This window comes from Citrobacter sp. ANG330, from assembly GCF_047467925.1.
Taxonomy (GTDB): domain Bacteria; phylum Pseudomonadota; class Gammaproteobacteria; order Enterobacterales; family Enterobacteriaceae; genus Citrobacter_A; species Citrobacter_A amalonaticus_G.
The window spans coordinates 25,617-40,916 of the sequence record NZ_JASJUI010000014.1; the positions used below are offsets into that span (position 1 = coordinate 25,617).

General features: G+C 53.6%; 14 protein-coding genes. 9 read left to right on the top strand and 5 right to left on the bottom strand.

Annotation, left to right across the window (positions count from 1 at the left end; genetic code table 11):
* The 8 genes from QNN88_RS21310 to phoU all read left to right on the top strand — a co-directional run bounded on the left by QNN88_RS21310 (position 1) and on the right by phoU (position 9,263).
* Positions 1–420, top strand: a complete 420-nt coding sequence (locus tag QNN88_RS21310) for a F0F1 ATP synthase subunit epsilon (protein ID WP_003023809.1) — start codon at positions 1–3, stop codon at positions 418–420.
* 312 nt (positions 421–732) lie between these two features.
* Positions 733–2,103 (top strand): bifunctional UDP-N-acetylglucosamine diphosphorylase/glucosamine-1-phosphate N-acetyltransferase GlmU, encoded by a 1,371-nt coding sequence (gene glmU / locus QNN88_RS21315; protein WP_414241944.1) that lies wholly within the window; start codon positions 733–735, stop codon positions 2,101–2,103.
* 354 nt (positions 2,104–2,457) lie between these two features.
* Positions 2,458–4,287 (top strand): glutamine--fructose-6-phosphate transaminase (isomerizing), encoded by a 1,830-nt coding sequence (glmS, locus tag QNN88_RS21320; protein WP_414241945.1) that lies wholly within the window; start codon positions 2,458–2,460, stop codon positions 4,285–4,287.
* A 318-nt stretch (positions 4,288–4,605) separates the two neighbouring features.
* Complete coding sequence (pstS, locus tag QNN88_RS21325) at positions 4,606–5,646, top strand: phosphate ABC transporter substrate-binding protein PstS (RefSeq protein ID WP_046492450.1); 1,041 nt, start codon at positions 4,606–4,608, stop codon at positions 5,644–5,646.
* A gap of 144 nt (positions 5,647–5,790) precedes the next feature.
* A complete protein-coding gene (gene pstC / locus QNN88_RS21330) occupies positions 5,791–6,750 on the top strand; it encodes a phosphate ABC transporter permease PstC (protein WP_061075813.1) in 960 nt (319 codons plus the stop codon).
* Entirely contained in the window at positions 6,750–7,640 is an 891-nt protein-coding gene (pstA, locus tag QNN88_RS21335) for a phosphate ABC transporter permease PstA (RefSeq protein ID WP_414241946.1), read from the top strand. The genes pstC and pstA overlap by 1 nt, the downstream gene beginning before the upstream one ends.
* 109 nt (positions 7,641–7,749) lie before the next feature.
* Entirely contained in the window at positions 7,750–8,523 is a 774-nt protein-coding gene (gene pstB, locus QNN88_RS21340) for a phosphate ABC transporter ATP-binding protein PstB (RefSeq protein WP_414241947.1), read from the top strand.
* A 14-nt stretch (positions 8,524–8,537) separates the two neighbouring features.
* Positions 8,538–9,263 carry a phosphate signaling complex protein PhoU gene (gene phoU / locus QNN88_RS21345; RefSeq protein ID WP_000377794.1) on the top strand — a complete coding sequence of 242 codons (726 nt, stop codon included), beginning with the start codon at positions 8,538–8,540 and terminating at the stop codon, positions 9,261–9,263.
* A 115-nt stretch (positions 9,264–9,378) separates the two neighbouring features.
* Here phoU and yieH read toward each other — a convergent pair whose 3' ends face one another.
* Positions 9,379–10,044 carry a 6-phosphogluconate phosphatase gene (gene yieH, locus QNN88_RS21350; RefSeq protein WP_414241948.1) on the bottom strand — a complete coding sequence of 222 codons (666 nt, stop codon included), beginning with the start codon at positions 10,042–10,044 and terminating at the stop codon, positions 9,379–9,381.
* 166 nt (positions 10,045–10,210) lie between these two features.
* On the opposite strand from yieH, the gene adeP reads away from it, so the two are divergent.
* Positions 10,211–11,548: an adenine permease AdeP gene (gene adeP / locus QNN88_RS21355; protein ID WP_414241949.1), complete on the top strand. Its 1,338-nt coding sequence runs from the start codon at positions 10,211–10,213 to the stop codon at positions 11,546–11,548.
* Positions 11,549–11,616: 68 nt separating this feature from the next.
* Here the strand turns inward: adeP and QNN88_RS21360 are convergent, their stop codons facing one another.
* From QNN88_RS21360 to QNN88_RS21375, 4 genes are all read right to left on the bottom strand, one after another.
* A complete protein-coding gene (locus QNN88_RS21360) occupies positions 11,617–12,183 on the bottom strand; it encodes an NADPH-dependent FMN reductase (protein ID WP_414241950.1) in 567 nt (188 codons plus the stop codon).
* A gap of 10 nt (positions 12,184–12,193) precedes the next feature.
* Positions 12,194–12,943 (bottom strand): 4'-phosphopantetheinyl transferase family protein, encoded by a 750-nt coding sequence (locus QNN88_RS21365; protein ID WP_414241951.1) that lies wholly within the window; start codon positions 12,941–12,943, stop codon positions 12,194–12,196.
* A gap of 146 nt (positions 12,944–13,089) precedes the next feature.
* The gene (gene yidZ, locus QNN88_RS21370) at positions 13,090–14,049 is read right to left on the bottom strand and encodes an HTH-type transcriptional regulator YidZ (protein WP_414241952.1); all 960 of its coding nucleotides are present in this window, start codon (positions 14,047–14,049) and stop codon (positions 13,090–13,092) included.
* A complete protein-coding gene (locus tag QNN88_RS21375; protein ID WP_414241953.1) occupies positions 14,018–15,196 on the bottom strand; it encodes an MFS transporter in 1,179 nt (392 codons plus the stop codon). The genes yidZ and QNN88_RS21375 overlap by 32 nt, the downstream gene beginning before the upstream one ends.
* Positions 15,197–15,300: the final 104 nt, after the last annotated feature.

The window sequence follows — 15,300 nt, forward strand, 5'->3', positions numbered from 1 at the left end:
ATGGCAATGACTTACCACCTGGATGTCGTCAGCGCAGAGCAACAAATGTTCTCTGGTCTGGTCGAGAAAATCCAGGTAACGGGTAGTGAAGGTGAACTGGGTATTTTCCCAGGGCACGCCCCACTGCTCACCGCCATTAAGCCTGGTATGATCCGCATCGTTAAACAGTTCGGTCATGAAGAGTTTATCTACCTGTCTGGCGGCATTCTTGAAGTGCAACCAGGCAGCGTGACCGTACTGGCTGATACCGCGATTCGCGGGCAGGATCTCGATGAAGCGAGAGCCCTGGAAGCGAAACGTAAGGCTGAAGAGCACATTAAGAGCTCTCATGGTGACGTGGATTACGCTCAGGCATCTGCGGAACTGGCCAAAGCGATCGCAAAACTGCGCGTTATCGAGTTGACCAAAAAAGCGATGTAACACCGGGTTAAAAAACGAAAACCAGTCTGATTTCAGGCTGGTTTTTTTTTGCCTGTCATTGTTGTGCTCTTTACGTCATCTTTCTTTTTGGATCAAAAAAAGAGCAAAAACATTAGCCTGGCGCGTTAATCGCGATATCAGGTGACTTTTCAGAAGACAAAAGCCGCATCAATGGACGAAAATGTCTCTATCTTCGTAGAGGAAAACTCGCGATTGTGCGTTTTATCCTCTGCCCATTTCACGACGAAAAAAATGTAGTATTTTCAACGTGAAACGGTATAAATTCGTTCTCAAATTACAGTCAGGGCGCGTATGTTGAATAAAGCGATGAGCGTAGTGATCCTTGCCGCAGGCAAAGGCACACGTATGTATTCCGATCTTCCAAAAGTGCTGCATACCCTTGCCGGGAAATCGATGGTTCAGCATGTCATTGATGTAGCAAATGAATTAGGCTCATCTCAAGTGCATCTGGTCTACGGGCACGGCGGCGATCTGCTTAAAGAAAGCCTGAAAGAAGAGAACCTGAACTGGGTTCTGCAGGCGGAGCAGTTGGGCACCGGCCACGCTATGCAGCAGGCTGCGCCATTCTTTGGCGATGATGAAGACATTTTAATGCTCTACGGCGATGTCCCGCTGATCTCTGTTGAAACCCTGACTCGCTTGCGTGAAGCCAAACCCCAGGGCGGCATCGGTTTGCTGACCGTCGTGCTGGACGATCCAAGCGGTTATGGTCGTATCACGCGTGAAAACGGCAAAGTGACCGGCATTGTTGAGCACAAAGATGCCAGCGACGAACAGCGCAGGATTCAGGAGATCAACACCGGGATCCTGATTGCCAATGGCGCGGACATGAAGCGCTGGCTGTCTAAACTGACCAATAACAACGCGCAGGGTGAATTCTACATCACCGACATTATTGCGATGGCGTACCAGGAAGGGCGTGAGATTGCGGCGGTACATCCGGCGCGTATTAGCGAAACCGAAGGGGTGAATAACCGTCTTCAGCTCTCCCGCCTGGAGCGTGTTTACCAGTCCGAGCAGGCAGAAAAACTGCTGCTGGCGGGCGTGATGCTGCGCGATCCGGCGCGTTTTGATCTGCGCGGTACGCTCGCTCACGGGCGAGATGTTGAAATTGATACTAACGTTATCATCGAAGGTCACGTCACGTTGGGCCATCGCGTGAAGATTGGCGCGGGTTGCGTCATTAAAAACAGCGTTATTGGTGATGACTGTGAAATCAGCCCGTACAGCGTGGTGGAAGATGCCCATCTTGATGCGGCCTGCACCATCGGACCGTTTGCCCGTCTGCGCCCTGGTGCGGAGCTGATGGAAGGCGCTCACGTCGGGAACTTTGTCGAGATGAAGAAAGCGCGTCTTGGCAAAGGCTCAAAAGCCGGCCACCTGACCTATTTGGGCGATGCGGAAATTGGCGACAACGTGAACATTGGCGCAGGCACCATTACCTGCAACTACGACGGCGCGAACAAGTTTAAAACCATTATTGGCGATGATGTGTTTGTTGGATCCGATACTCAGCTGGTGGCACCGGTAACCGTAGGCCATGGGGCAACCATCGCTGCCGGGACCACCGTCACCCGTAATGTTGCGGATAATGAACTGGTGATAAGTCGCGTGCCGCAGGTTAACAAGCAGGGCTGGAAACGCCCGGTGAAGAAAAAATAGATATTTTTGCCGGATGGCGCTTTCGCTTATCCGGCCTACGATTGAGTAGGCCTGATAAGGCGTAGCCGTCATCAGGCAAACCCGGGAGAGGAGATAAATATATATCTCCCCCCACAAGCAGTACCCATAAAAATAACCCCACTCTCTACAAGGCTCGGGGTGCCCGAAAGGGCGTTACCCAAAGGATTTCGCGTTGTGGCAAGGCGGCAAGCGTATGAGTCCATGGGAGCTTACTTAAGTAAGTGACCGTGGCGAGAACGAGAAGCCAACGCAGCCGCAGCGTGAAAGACGCAGGGTAAATACAGGTCGAAAGACAACGACAGGCATAATGCCTTGATTCGGAAATAAAAAACTATGTGTGGAATTGTTGGCGCTATCGCGCAACGTGATGTAGCTGAAATCCTTCTCGAAGGTTTACGTCGTCTGGAATACCGTGGTTACGACTCTGCGGGTCTGGCCGTGGTGGATGCAGAAGGTCATATGACCCGTCTGCGTCGTCTGGGTAAAGTACAGATGCTGTCTCAGGCTGCGGAAGAACATCCGCTGCACGGCGGCACTGGTATTGCTCATACTCGCTGGGCAACGCATGGCGAACCTTCGGAAGCAAACGCGCATCCGCATGTTTCTGAACACATTGTGGTGGTGCATAACGGCATCATCGAAAACCATGAACCGCTGCGTGAAGAACTGAAAGCGCGCGGCTATACCTTCGTTTCAGAAACCGACACCGAAGTGATTGCTCACTTAGTGCACTGGGAGCTGAAACAGGGCGGTACACTGCGTGATGCCGTGCTGCGCGCCATCCCGCAACTGCGCGGCGCGTACGGTACGGTCATCATGGATACCCGTCATCCGGATACACTGCTGGCTGCGCGTTCAGGTAGCCCGCTGGTTATCGGCCTGGGGATGGGGGAAAACTTTATCGCCTCCGATCAGCTGGCGCTATTGCCGGTGACCCGTCGCTTTATCTTCCTGGAAGAAGGCGATATTGCAGAAGTCACCCGCCGTTCCGTCGCCATTTTTGATAAAACGGGCGCGGACGTGAAGCGTCAGGATATCGAATCTAATCTGCAATATGACGCGGGTGATAAAGGTATTTATCGCCACTACATGCAGAAAGAGATCTACGAACAGCCGAACGCGATTAAAAACACCCTGACCGGTCGCATCAGCCACGGCGAAGTGGATTTAAGCGAACTCGGACCAAAAGCTAATGAGCTGTTGTCTCAGGTTGAGCATATCCAGATCATCGCGTGTGGCACGTCCTACAACTCCGGGATGGTTTCTCGCTACTGGTTTGAATCTTTGGCCGGCATTCCGTGCGACGTCGAAATCGCTTCTGAATTCCGCTACCGCAAATCAGCAGTACGCCGTAATAGCCTGATGATCACGCTGTCTCAGTCGGGTGAAACGGCGGATACGCTGGCAGGCCTGCGTTTGTCGAAAGAACTGGGCTATCTGGGATCTCTCGCCATCTGTAACGTTCCGGGCTCCTCTCTGGTACGTGAATCGGATCTGGCGATGATGACCAATGCCGGTACGGAAATCGGCGTGGCGTCGACGAAAGCCTTTACCACTCAGTTAACCGTTCTGCTCATGCTGGTGGCGAAACTGGCACGTCTGAAAGGTCTGGATGCGTCCATTGAGCATGACATCGTTCATGGCCTGCAGGCGCTGCCGAGCCGTATCGAGCAAATGCTCTCTCAGGACAAACGTATTGAAGCCCTGGCGGAAGATTTCTCTGACAAGCACCATGCCCTGTTCCTGGGCCGTGGCGATCAGTATCCCATTGCGCTGGAAGGTGCACTGAAGCTCAAAGAGATCTCCTACATCCACGCTGAAGCCTATGCGGCAGGTGAACTGAAACACGGCCCGCTGGCGCTGATTGATGCCGATATGCCGGTTATCGTTGTTGCGCCAAACAACGAACTGCTGGAAAAACTGAAGTCTAATATCGAAGAAGTACGCGCCCGTGGCGGTCAGCTGTATGTCTTCGCCGATCAGGACGCTGGTTTTGTCAGCAGCGACAACATGCACATCATTGAGATGCCGCATGTCGAAGAGGTGATTGCACCAATCTTCTATACCGTGCCGCTGCAACTGCTGGCTTATCACGTGGCGCTGATTAAAGGCACCGACGTGGATCAGCCGCGTAACCTGGCAAAATCGGTTACCGTCGAGTAAAAGGCTCATGCCCTGCGAAAGCGGGGCATTTTTTTCACCCCTGTGCTGTTTTTAATCAATTCTCCCGCCGTTTTAATGTGACAAATCTTCATCTTCAGCTACTTTTTTCAGTGTCACAAAAAGAAAATTTTCCTGAAAAGCTGTTGTCATATATCCAGTTAAGTTAATGATAAACAGGAAAAAAATGATACTGATTTAATGGAGATTTTCATTGTCATAAAACTGTCATATTTCGTACATTTAACTGTCACCTGTTTGTCCTATTTTGCTCATCGTAGCCACTTAACAATGATTTACGAAAATCATGCAGGAGACATTATGAAAGTTATGCGTACCACTGTCGCAACTGTTGTCGCCGCGACCTTATCGATGAGCGCGTTCTCTGCGTTAGCAGCAGCAAGTCTGACAGGCGCAGGTGCAACTTTTCCTGCGCCGGTGTATGCCAAATGGGCTGATACTTATCAGAAAGAGACCGGTAGTAAAGTCAACTACCAGGGTATCGGCTCCTCCGGTGGTGTTAAACAAATTACAGCGAATACCGTCGATTTCGGGGCATCTGATGCGCCGTTGTCTGACGAAAAACTGAATCAGGAAGGCCTGTTCCAGTTCCCGACCGTCATTGGCGGTGTGGTGCTGGCGGTAAACATCCCGGGTCTGAAGTCTGGCGAACTGGTGCTGGATGGTAAAACGCTGGGTGACATCTACCTGGGTAAAATTAAGAAGTGGGATGATGAAGCCATCACCAAACTGAACCCGGGCGTGAAACTGCCTTCTCAGAACATCGCCGTTGTACGTCGTGCTGATGGTTCCGGTACCTCCTTCGTCTTCACCAGCTATCTGGCGAAAGTGAACGAAGAGTGGAAAACCAAAGTGGGCGCAGGCTCTACCGTTAACTGGCCGACTGGTCTCGGCGGTAAAGGTAACGACGGTATCGCCGCGTTCGTACAGCGTCTGCCAGGTTCCATCGGTTACGTTGAATACGCTTACGCTAAGCAGAACAACCTGGCATACACCAAACTGATTTCTGCTGACGGTAAACCGGTTAGTCCGACCGAAGAGAACTTCGCTAACGCCGCGAAAGGCGCTGACTGGAGTAAATCCTTCGCACAGGATCTGACGAACCAGAAAGGTGATGATGCGTGGCCGATTACCTCCACTACCTTCATCCTGGTTCACAAAGAGCAGAAGAAACCTGAGCAGGGTGCTGAAGTGCTGAAATTCTTCGACTGGGCATACAAAAATGGCGGCAAACAGGCGAATGACCTGGATTACGCCAGCCTGCCGGACAGCGTGGTTGAGCAGATCCGTGCAGCATGGAAGACCAATGTGAAGGATAGCAGCGGTAAAGCGCTGTACTAACAGAATATCTTTGACGAATTGGCGGATGGCGCTACGCTTATCCGCCCTACAGTTCCGCCTGTAGGCCCGCTTTGTAGGCCGGATAAGCGTAGCGCCATCCGGCATGGGCAATTTCGTAAACGCGTTTAATGGAAAGAGTGATTTATGGCTGCAACCAAGCCTGCTTTTAACCCACCGGGTAAAAAGGGTGACAAAATCTTCAGCGCGCTGGTAAAACTGGCTGCGCTGATTGTGCTATTGATGTTGGGTGGCATTATTGTCTCTCTGATCATCTCCTCCTGGCCCAGCATTGAGAAATTTGGTTTCTCATTCCTGTGGACGAAAGACTGGGATGCGCCAAATGACATCTACGGGGCGCTGGTACCGATCTACGGTACGCTGGTCACCTCCTTTATCGCCCTGCTGATCGCCGTTCCGGTGAGCTTCGGCATTGCCCTGTTTCTGACCGAACTCGCGCCTGGCTGGCTGCGTCGCCCGCTGGGCATCGCGATTGAACTGCTGGCGGCTATTCCGAGTATCGTCTACGGCATGTGGGGCCTGTTTATTTTTGCTCCGCTGTTTGCCACTTATTTCCAGGAGCCGGTCGGCAACGTCCTTTCCAACATTCCGTTTGTTGGCGCGCTGTTCTCTGGCCCGGCGTTTGGTATCGGTATTCTGGCAGCAGGGGTGATTCTCGCCATCATGATTATCCCGTATATCGCGGCGGTTATGCGTGATGTGTTCGAACAGACGCCGGTAATGATGAAAGAGTCTGCCTACGGTATCGGCTGTACCACCTGGGAGGTTATCTGGCGCATCGTGTTGCCGTTCACCAAAAATGGGGTGATTGGCGGTATTATGCTGGGTCTGGGACGTGCGCTGGGTGAAACGATGGCGGTCACCTTTATCATCGGTAATACCTACCAGCTCGACAGCGCGTCGCTGTATATGCCAGGTAACAGTATTACTTCTGCGCTGGCGAATGAATTTGCGGAAGCCGAATCCGGCCTGCACGTTGCGGCGTTGATGGAGTTAGGTCTTATTCTGTTCGTGATTACCTTCATCGTGCTGGCCGCGTCCAAGTTTATGATTCTGCGCCTTGCGAAGAACGAGGGGGCACGCTAATGGCTACGCTTGAAATGCAAAACACCGCTCAGCTTGCGGAATCCCGCCGCAAAATGCAGGCGCGTCGCCGGATGAAAAACCGCATCGCCCTGACGCTCTCTATGGCGACGATGGCATTTGGCCTGTTCTGGCTCGTCTGGATCCTGATGTCCACGATTACCCGTGGCATCGACGGGATGTCGCTGGCGCTGTTTACCGAAATGACGCCGCCGCCAAATACGGCAGGTGGCGGTCTGGCGAACGCTCTGGCGGGCAGTGGTCTGTTAATCCTCTGGGCGACCGTGTTTGGTACGCCGCTGGGCATCATGGCCGGGATTTATCTTGCGGAATATGGCCGCAAATCCTGGCTGGCGGAAGTGATTCGCTTCATCAATGACATTCTGCTTTCCGCCCCGTCTATCGTCGTTGGCCTGTTCGTGTACACCATTGTGGTGGCGCAGATGGAGCACTTCTCCGGCTGGGCGGGCGTGATTGCGCTGGCGCTGCTGCAGGTGCCTATCGTGATTCGAACCACCGAAAACATGCTGAAACTGGTGCCGGACAGCCTGCGTGAAGCGGCGTATGCGCTGGGCACGCCGAAGTGGAAAATGATCTCCGCGATTACGCTGAAAGCGTCTGTTTCCGGGATCATGACCGGTATTCTGCTGGCGATTGCGCGTATCGCGGGTGAAACCGCTCCACTGCTGTTTACGGCGCTCTCCAACCAGTTCTGGAGCACCGACATGATGCAGCCTATCGCTAACCTGCCGGTCACCATCTTTAAATTTGCGATGAGTCCGTTTGCGGAATGGCAGCAACTGGCGTGGGCCGGGGTGCTGATTATTACCCTGTGCGTATTACTGCTTAACATTCTGGCGCGTGTGATTTTCGCCAAGAGTAAACACGGTTAACACGACTTGCCGGATGGCGGCGTAATCGCCTTATCCGGCCTACGGTTGAATCTATTTGTTGTAGGCCTGAAAGCTGCGCGCCATCAGGCATGATAAGGAAAAGAGTAAAATGAGTATGGTTGATACTGCTCCGGGTAAGATTCAGGTTCGTGATTTGAACTTCTACTACGGCAAATTCCATGCCCTGAAGAACATTAACCTGGATATTGCGAAGAACCAGGTGACGGCGTTTATCGGGCCATCCGGCTGTGGTAAATCGACGCTACTGCGTACGTTCAACAAGATGTTTGAACTGTATCCGGAACAGCGTGCGGAAGGCGAAATCCTGCTGGATGGCGACAATATCCTCACCAACACCCAGGATATCGCTCTGCTGCGTGCCAAAGTGGGGATGGTGTTCCAGAAGCCGACGCCTTTCCCGATGTCTATTTACGACAACATTGCCTTCGGTGTACGTCTGTTTGAAAAGCTTTCCCGTACGGATATGGATGAGCGTGTCCAGTGGGCGTTGACCAAGGCCGCATTATGGAATGAAACCAAGGATAAATTGCACCAGAGCGGGTACTCTCTCTCCGGTGGTCAGCAGCAGCGTCTGTGCATTGCGCGAGGTATCGCCATTCGCCCGGAGGTGCTGTTGCTGGATGAGCCGTGTTCAGCGCTGGATCCGATCTCTACCGGTCGTATCGAAGAGCTGATCACCGAGCTAAAACAGGATTATACCGTGGTGATCGTGACCCACAACATGCAGCAGGCTGCGCGTTGTTCCGACCATACGGCGTTTATGTACCTGGGCGAGTTGATTGAGTTCAGCGATACGGACGCGCTGTTCACCAGGCCTGCGAAAAAGCAAACAGAAGATTACATCACCGGTCGTTACGGTTGATTCAGGAGCGCGTAATGGACAGTCTGAACCTTAATAAACATATTTCCGGCCAGTTCAACGCTGAACTGGAGAGCATCCGCACCCAGGTGATGACAATGGGCGGCATGGTTGAACAGCAGCTTTCTGATGCCATCACCGCGATGCACAATCAGGACAGCGAGCTGGCGAAACGCGTTATTGATGGCGATAAGCACGTCAACATGATGGAAGTGGCGATCGACGAAGCCTGCGTGCGTATCATTGCCAAGCGCCAGCCGACGGCGAGCGACCTGCGTCTGGTGATGGCGATTATCAAAACCATTGCCGAGCTGGAGCGTATTGGTGATGTCGCAGATAAAATCTGCCGTACTGCGCTGGAGAAATTCTCCCAGCAGCATCAGCCACTGTTGGTGAGCCTGGAGTCACTGGGCCGCCATACCGTACAGATGTTGCACGATGTGCTGGATGCGTTTGCGCGTATGGATCTGGACGAAGCGGTGCGCATCTACCGCGAAGACAAGAAAGTCGACCAGGAATACGAAGGGATCGTGCGTCAGCTGATGACCTACATGATGGAAGATTCCCGCACCATTCCCAGCGTGTTAACTGCGTTGTTCTGCGCGCGCTCTATCGAGCGTATCGGCGACCGTTGCCAGAATATCTGCGAATACATCTTCTACTTCGTGAAAGGTCAGGATTTCCGTCACGTAGGTGGTGATGAACTGGATAAGCTGCTGGCGGGTAAAGATCCGAAAGAGTGATGTTTGTGGCGGGTGGCGCTAACGCTTACCCGCCCTACGTGCTCTGTAGGCCGGATAAGCGTTAGCGCCATCCGGCAATTGCCCGGTGGCGCAAGCTTACCGGGCCTACAAAACATTACCGGGTAATATTCCAGCCCCGCGCCTTCCACAACGCCGGCAACTGCGCCAGATCGGTAAACGTCGTCACTTTGGGATGTTCGATAGGCTTGTTATGCGGATCGGCACAGAAGTAGAACACTTCCATTCCCGCCTCAATACCTGACTGTGCGCCCGCGGACGAGTCATCCACCAGAATACAGTTTTCAACATCCACGTTCATCGCTTTCGCCGCATGGAACATCAGTGCCGGATCGGGTTTCCAGCGTTGGATATCGTAGCCGCTGTACAGTTTATCCGGGAAATGATGCAGCATGCCCAGCTTACCCAGCGAGTGCTGCATTTTGCTGACCGGGCCGTTAGAGACCACGCACATCGGCACCGTCATGCTGTCCAGCAGCGCATTTGCTCCGGGGATCACTTCCAGTTCCGAGTCGAACAGGCGTGCGACCTCGGCGCGGTAGACGGTTTCCAGGTCAGCTTTCGCCAACGCAACCCCATGTTCTTCACTGATGATATCAATGATTTCATAGAGTTTGACGCCCTTAAAGCGTTTGAAAATTTCGTCGAGATCGAGAGTGATACCAAATTCCTGGAACATCGCGACATACGCACGGGCACAGATGACTTCACTGTCGACCAGCGTACCGTCACAGTCAAAAAATACCGCTTCAATTCCGGACATGCCTTTCCCTTTTAACTGGTTTAACGTTTACGTACTGCACGATCGTGAAACGCAATCGTTGCCGTATAAGCAAATTCAATGAAAAAAACCTCTCACAATCGCCCCCTATTGTCGCATTTTGGTATAGGATAGCGACGAATTTTCCCTCCTTGTTCGGAAATTGATAATGAGTCAACAACACACAACCCAGACGTCTGGTCAGGGTATGCTGGAACGCGTGTTTAAACTGCGCGAACATGGCACGACGGCTCGCACCGAAGTGATCGCCGGTTTCACCACTTTCCTGACGATGGTGTACATCGTTTTTGTGAACCCACAAATTTTAGGCGTCGCTGGCATGGACACCAGCGCCGTCTTCGTCACCACCTGTCTGATTGCCGCCTTTGGCAGCATCCTGATGGGGCTGTTCGCTAACCTGCCGGTAGCGCTGGCGCCTGCGATGGGGCTGAATGCCTTTTTTGCTTTTGTGGTCGTTGGCGCGATGGGCCTGTCGTGGCAGGTCGGTATGGGGGCGATTTTCTGGGGGGCGGTCGGTCTGCTGTTGCTGACCATTTTCCGCGTGCGTTACTGGATGATTGCCAATATCCCGGTCAGTCTGCGCGTGGGGATCACCAGCGGTATCGGTTTATTCATCGGTATGATGGGGCTGAAAAACGCGGGCGTAATCGTCGCGAACCCGGAAACGCTGGTCAGCATCGGTAATCTGACCTCCCACAGCGTGCTGCTGGGCGTGCTCGGTTTCTTCATCATCGCGATTCTGGCATCACGTAACATTCATGCAGCCGTACTGGTGTCGATTATCGTCACCACGCTGCTGGGCTGGATGCTGGGTGATGTGCAATACAACGGCATCGTCTCTGCGCCACCGAGCGTGTCATCGGTGATTGGTCATGTCGATCTGGCCGGGTCGTTTAACATCGGGCTGGCAGGCGTGATTTTCTCCTTCATGCTGGTTAACCTGTTTGACTCTTCAGGCACACTGATCGGCGTGACTGACAAAGCCGGTCTGGCGGATGAAAAAGGGAAATTCCCACGCATGAAGCAGGCGCTGTATGTTGATAGCGTCTCCTCTGTGACCGGGGCATTTATCGGTACCTCTTCCGTCACCGCATATATTGAGTCCTCTTCCGGCGTTTCAGTCGGGGGGCGTACTGGCCTGACTGCGGTGGTCGTGGGTCTGCTGTTCCTGCTGGTGATCTTCCTGTCGCCGCTGGCGGGGATGGTGCCGGGCTATGCGGCCGCAGGTGCGTTGATTTACGTCGGCGTGTTAATGACTTCCAGTCTGGCGCGCGTGAAGTGGGACGACCTCACCGAATCCGTACCGGCGTTTATCACCGCCGTGATGATGCCATTCAGCTTCTCGATTACTGAAGGGATCGCGCTGGGCTTTATCTCTTATTGCGTAATGAAGATTGGTACAGGCCGTGTACGTGATCTCAGCCCGTGCGTGGTGGTTGTCGCGCTGCTGTTTGTATTGAAGATTGTGTTTATCGACGCGCACTAATTTCTTGCCGTCGCCGCCTGACGCTGCGCTTATCCGGCCTACGATTCACGATCGTAGGTCGGTTGATTTTACGCCTTCACGCGCTGGATGTAGTCGCCAAACGCGGTGAGCTGGCCGGTCAGATGATCCAGCGTACTCTGGTCAATCACTTCACCCGTCTGCGGGTCTACTTTGTTCTGAATTACGCCGCCCATAAATTCCGGCTTGTTCATCACCATTGCGTCCAGGAACACCAGAATCTGGCGCAGATGATACTGGCAACGTGCGCCGCCAATGGCGCCCATCGAACTGGTCTGGATCAGCACCGGTTTGCCGGCAAGCGGCTGATCGGGCAGGCGCGACAGCCAGTCGATGGCATTCTTCAGGCCACCCGGCACCGAGTAGTTATATTCCGGCGTAACGATAATGACCCCATCAGCCTGGCGGATCTGTTCAGCCAGCGCGTCGACGCTTGTCGGAAAACCCTCTTCCTGTTGCACGTCGGCATCGTAGAGCGGGATATCACCGATAGACGGTAACGCACTCACTTCCATACCCGCCGGGGCGATTTTCGGCAGCGTACGGGCAACCATACCGTTAAACGAACCTTTGCGCAGGCTTCCCAGTAGCGTAACAACCTTCAACGTTTCAGACATGGTAACTCCATCAGTTATGCGTATAAGACGTCGCGGCAGATAATGGCGCGAATCGCATCAGACGACCCGTTGGCGCATTCGCGCGGGTCTGGATATCAGGCAGGCTTTTCCAGCCCTGCTTACCATCAAACTCCCAAAGCTGAAGTTTTTCAATGGCCGGCGTAACCGCAACTGACCATACCAGCAGATCTTCTGCGTCACAGATAGCCTCAATTTGAGCAACATGTGCGCATTTCAGTCGCCCGGCGCCCGGCAGAAGCTGGAGTTCGCGAGGATCGTCATTGCGCACGTCGCCCGTCAGTTTCAGCACGCTCTGACGTAAAGTGATCATCTGCGCACGCGCTTCGTCCGGATCGTTTTGCTTGCTGATCCACAGACTTTCGTTGCTGGAAAAGGTCGGGCTTTCGACGGAATGGGGGCTGATAAATCCTCGGGTAGCGCGCTGGAGTTCCATATCCAGTCCGCATTCCCCTTCGGTTGTCAACGTTATACCGACCATGTTCCCCGCATAGGCGATGGAAAAGCTGGGCAAATTTTTATCGCGAAATGCCGGTTTACCTTTGGCTTTGTAGACAATTTCCGGCAACTCGAGCGTGCCATACAGCATAAACATCAGCTCGGCGAGAAGCCCGCGGGATGCCAGAAAGCGGGTCTGGCGATGTGAGGGTAAACTCCGTGCTTCAAGGTGGCAGGATGACGGAAGACGTATCGAAATCAGGTGTCCCTCCGTCAGGATCCCTCTGGCAAAATGGGTCGCCATTTTTCTCTCCATGATTAATGGTCGTTAATAATGACGAGAGTAGCATTTACTCGGTTTATAGACAGATACAATCGCCTAAAAGTACGACTGAATCAGCCTCCCTTACGCGCATTTACATTTCCTGGCACGGATTGGCTGTTTTTGCGTCAGGAGAGGTCGCTATACAGGGATTTGATGGTCTCTCTTAACCAGGCGATTTTCGGGTTATGGCTGTTGCGCTTGTGCCAGAGCAGGGTAAAAGGCACCAACAGTTTTTCCCGCTGTGTGGCATCAAACGGCAGAGGTCGGGCGACAAGGGGAAGCTGGTGAAGTTGGTTATAGCGATGACAATAGCGTGGAGCGGTTGCCAGAAGCGCGTGTTCCGGTTGCGCAGCCATAAACAGGGACTGCTCGAACCCAGGCAGACTCATCGCGATATTGCGCTTGAGACCCATCTCCTGCAGCACATCGTCCAGCGCCCAGGTATCGCTCTTTTCCCAACAAATGCTGATATGTGGGTAGCGCAGAAACGTCTCGAGATTCCACTCTTCCTGTAGGGCCGGATGATCTTCACGCAGCCAGACCCACGGCATGTCACTAAAAAGCACCTCAAAATCTATCGACAGTGGCAGCAGGCTCAATAATTCTCGTGAACGCGGGTGGCTCTCGCGCCCGGTAAACCCGATATCCACTTCACCGCGGGTGATGGCATCCAGCGAGTCGTAATCCCAGTTACGCACTTTGATAGTCGCCTGCGGGTCGCGTTGATAGATCTTCTGCGACAGCGCATTGAACATGATCATCATCAGCGGAGATTCGGCAACCAGTTCAAATTTCAGGCCGCGTGGCGTCTCGTGATGTGGCTTATCCAGCAGCTGATGGCCCATCTGCATCCAGTCCGCCAGATTCTGCTCCATACTGAGCATCAGCGGCGTTGGCGACAGGCCGAGCGGCGTGTTAACGAACAGCGGGTCGTCAAACCACACTCTGAGCTTCGACAGCGACTTGCTCACCGCAGAAGGCGTGACGTTCATCCGCTTCGCTGTTTTGGTAACGCTGCGCTCCTGCATAAGTAGCTGCAGGCATAACATCAAATTAAGATCGAGACGGGTGATGGATTTCTTCATGGTTGGGTACGGAGCTGTTGGGCGCGACAAATATAATCAGTAACAGACTCACCATGCTACAGGCAATCAGGATCCCGATCAGCATATTCAGCGCATTGATGCCCAGCACCGCGGCCAGCCAAATCCACAACGACGACCCGCAGACCTGTGCTATGCCCAGCGTCGAACTGGCTACCCCTGCGCGCAGTGAAAATGGCCCCAGCGCCTGGCTCATCGCCACGCCAAAGCCGACGGAGAATCCGGCACAGATCAGCGTCAAACCAAATAGCGTCACTGCGCTGGAATCGGCAAGGCTAAGCACAACACCGGCAGTCAGAAAGAGCACTTGTGAGGTGAACATCAGGGTGCGCGGTTTAAAAATGCTCAGCGCGAACGGAGTGGAAAAAGAGACCACCATACTGACACCTGCGGTCATCGCCATGAGGGTGGCGTATTCACCGCGCGCAAAGCCCATCATCTCCATCAACAGCACCGGCGATATGTTCACAAAGGTGAGGATCACCGACACGCTGAGGGTTGTTATCGCCAGTCGACTGAGGAAAAAGCGGTTTACCAGCGACTCGCGTCCCTGTGGTGAGGCTGAGGTAGCGTGTATGGTCGGGCGCGTCTCTTTAAGGATGAACAGCGACAGTAGCCCGACCGTCACTCCCATGGCGGTCATGGTATAGAACAGACTTTGCCACGGAAAACGGAGCATGATCAGATGTCCGAGAACCGGAGCCAGCACCGGGACGATACAGGTGATGCCGTTTAGCAATGACAGTACTTTTGCCCGCAGACGATCGTTGAGCGTATCACGCAGGATGGCGAAGGCGACGACATAACAGCTACCGGCGCCAACACCCTGCAGGAAACGTCCGCCGAGAAACAGCGTACTGCTGGTGGCCTGTGAACACAGCGTGGAAGCGATAATGAAAATGAAGGCCCCTGCAAGAGCGACAGGCTTGCGGCCGGATCGGTCAGCAATGCGTCCGGCAAACAGCATGGCGAAAGCCATCCCGGCCAGATAGACAGAGAACGCAATATGCAACTGCGCTTCGCTGGCGTTGAGATCGGCCGCGATGCGCGGTAGCCCCACCAGATACATATCAATACCGGCGGGATAGAGTAAAACAAGGGCAAAACTGCAGAGTAGAAAGCGGATCATAGCGTCCTCACGATAAGCGTGGCGCTAAGGATACGGGGCGACAGGGGGAGAAGGCGAATTGCCATTTGGACAACAGTAATTTCCTGAAAGGACATGCCGCCCTG

Excerpts from the sequence above, each read along its gene's own strand:
- QNN88_RS21310 (WP_003023809.1), top strand. The coding sequence starts at position 1 with ATGGCAATGACTTACCACCTGGATGTCGTCAGCGCAGAGCAACAAATG.
- glmU (WP_414241944.1), top strand. The coding sequence starts at position 733 with ATGTTGAATAAAGCGATGAGCGTAGTGATCCTTGCCGCAGGCAAAGGC.
- glmS (WP_414241945.1), top strand. The coding sequence starts at position 2,458 with ATGTGTGGAATTGTTGGCGCTATCGCGCAACGTGATGTAGCTGAAATC.
- pstS (WP_046492450.1), top strand. The coding sequence starts at position 4,606 with ATGAAAGTTATGCGTACCACTGTCGCAACTGTTGTCGCCGCGACCTTA.
- pstC (WP_061075813.1), top strand. The coding sequence starts at position 5,791 with ATGGCTGCAACCAAGCCTGCTTTTAACCCACCGGGTAAAAAGGGTGAC.
- pstA (WP_414241946.1), top strand. The coding sequence starts at position 6,750 with ATGGCTACGCTTGAAATGCAAAACACCGCTCAGCTTGCGGAATCCCGC.
- pstB (WP_414241947.1), top strand. The coding sequence starts at position 7,750 with ATGAGTATGGTTGATACTGCTCCGGGTAAGATTCAGGTTCGTGATTTG.
- phoU (WP_000377794.1), top strand. The coding sequence starts at position 8,538 with ATGGACAGTCTGAACCTTAATAAACATATTTCCGGCCAGTTCAACGCT.
- yieH (WP_414241948.1), bottom strand. The coding sequence starts at position 10,044 with ATGTCCGGAATTGAAGCGGTATTTTTTGACTGTGACGGTACGCTGGTC.
- adeP (WP_414241949.1), top strand. The coding sequence starts at position 10,211 with ATGAGTCAACAACACACAACCCAGACGTCTGGTCAGGGTATGCTGGAA.
- QNN88_RS21360 (WP_414241950.1), bottom strand. The coding sequence starts at position 12,183 with ATGTCTGAAACGTTGAAGGTTGTTACGCTACTGGGAAGCCTGCGCAAA.
- QNN88_RS21365 (WP_414241951.1), bottom strand. The coding sequence starts at position 12,943 with ATGGCGACCCATTTTGCCAGAGGGATCCTGACGGAGGGACACCTGATT.
- yidZ (WP_414241952.1), bottom strand. The coding sequence starts at position 14,049 with ATGAAGAAATCCATCACCCGTCTCGATCTTAATTTGATGTTATGCCTG.
- QNN88_RS21375 (WP_414241953.1), bottom strand. The coding sequence starts at position 15,196 with ATGATCCGCTTTCTACTCTGCAGTTTTGCCCTTGTTTTACTCTATCCC.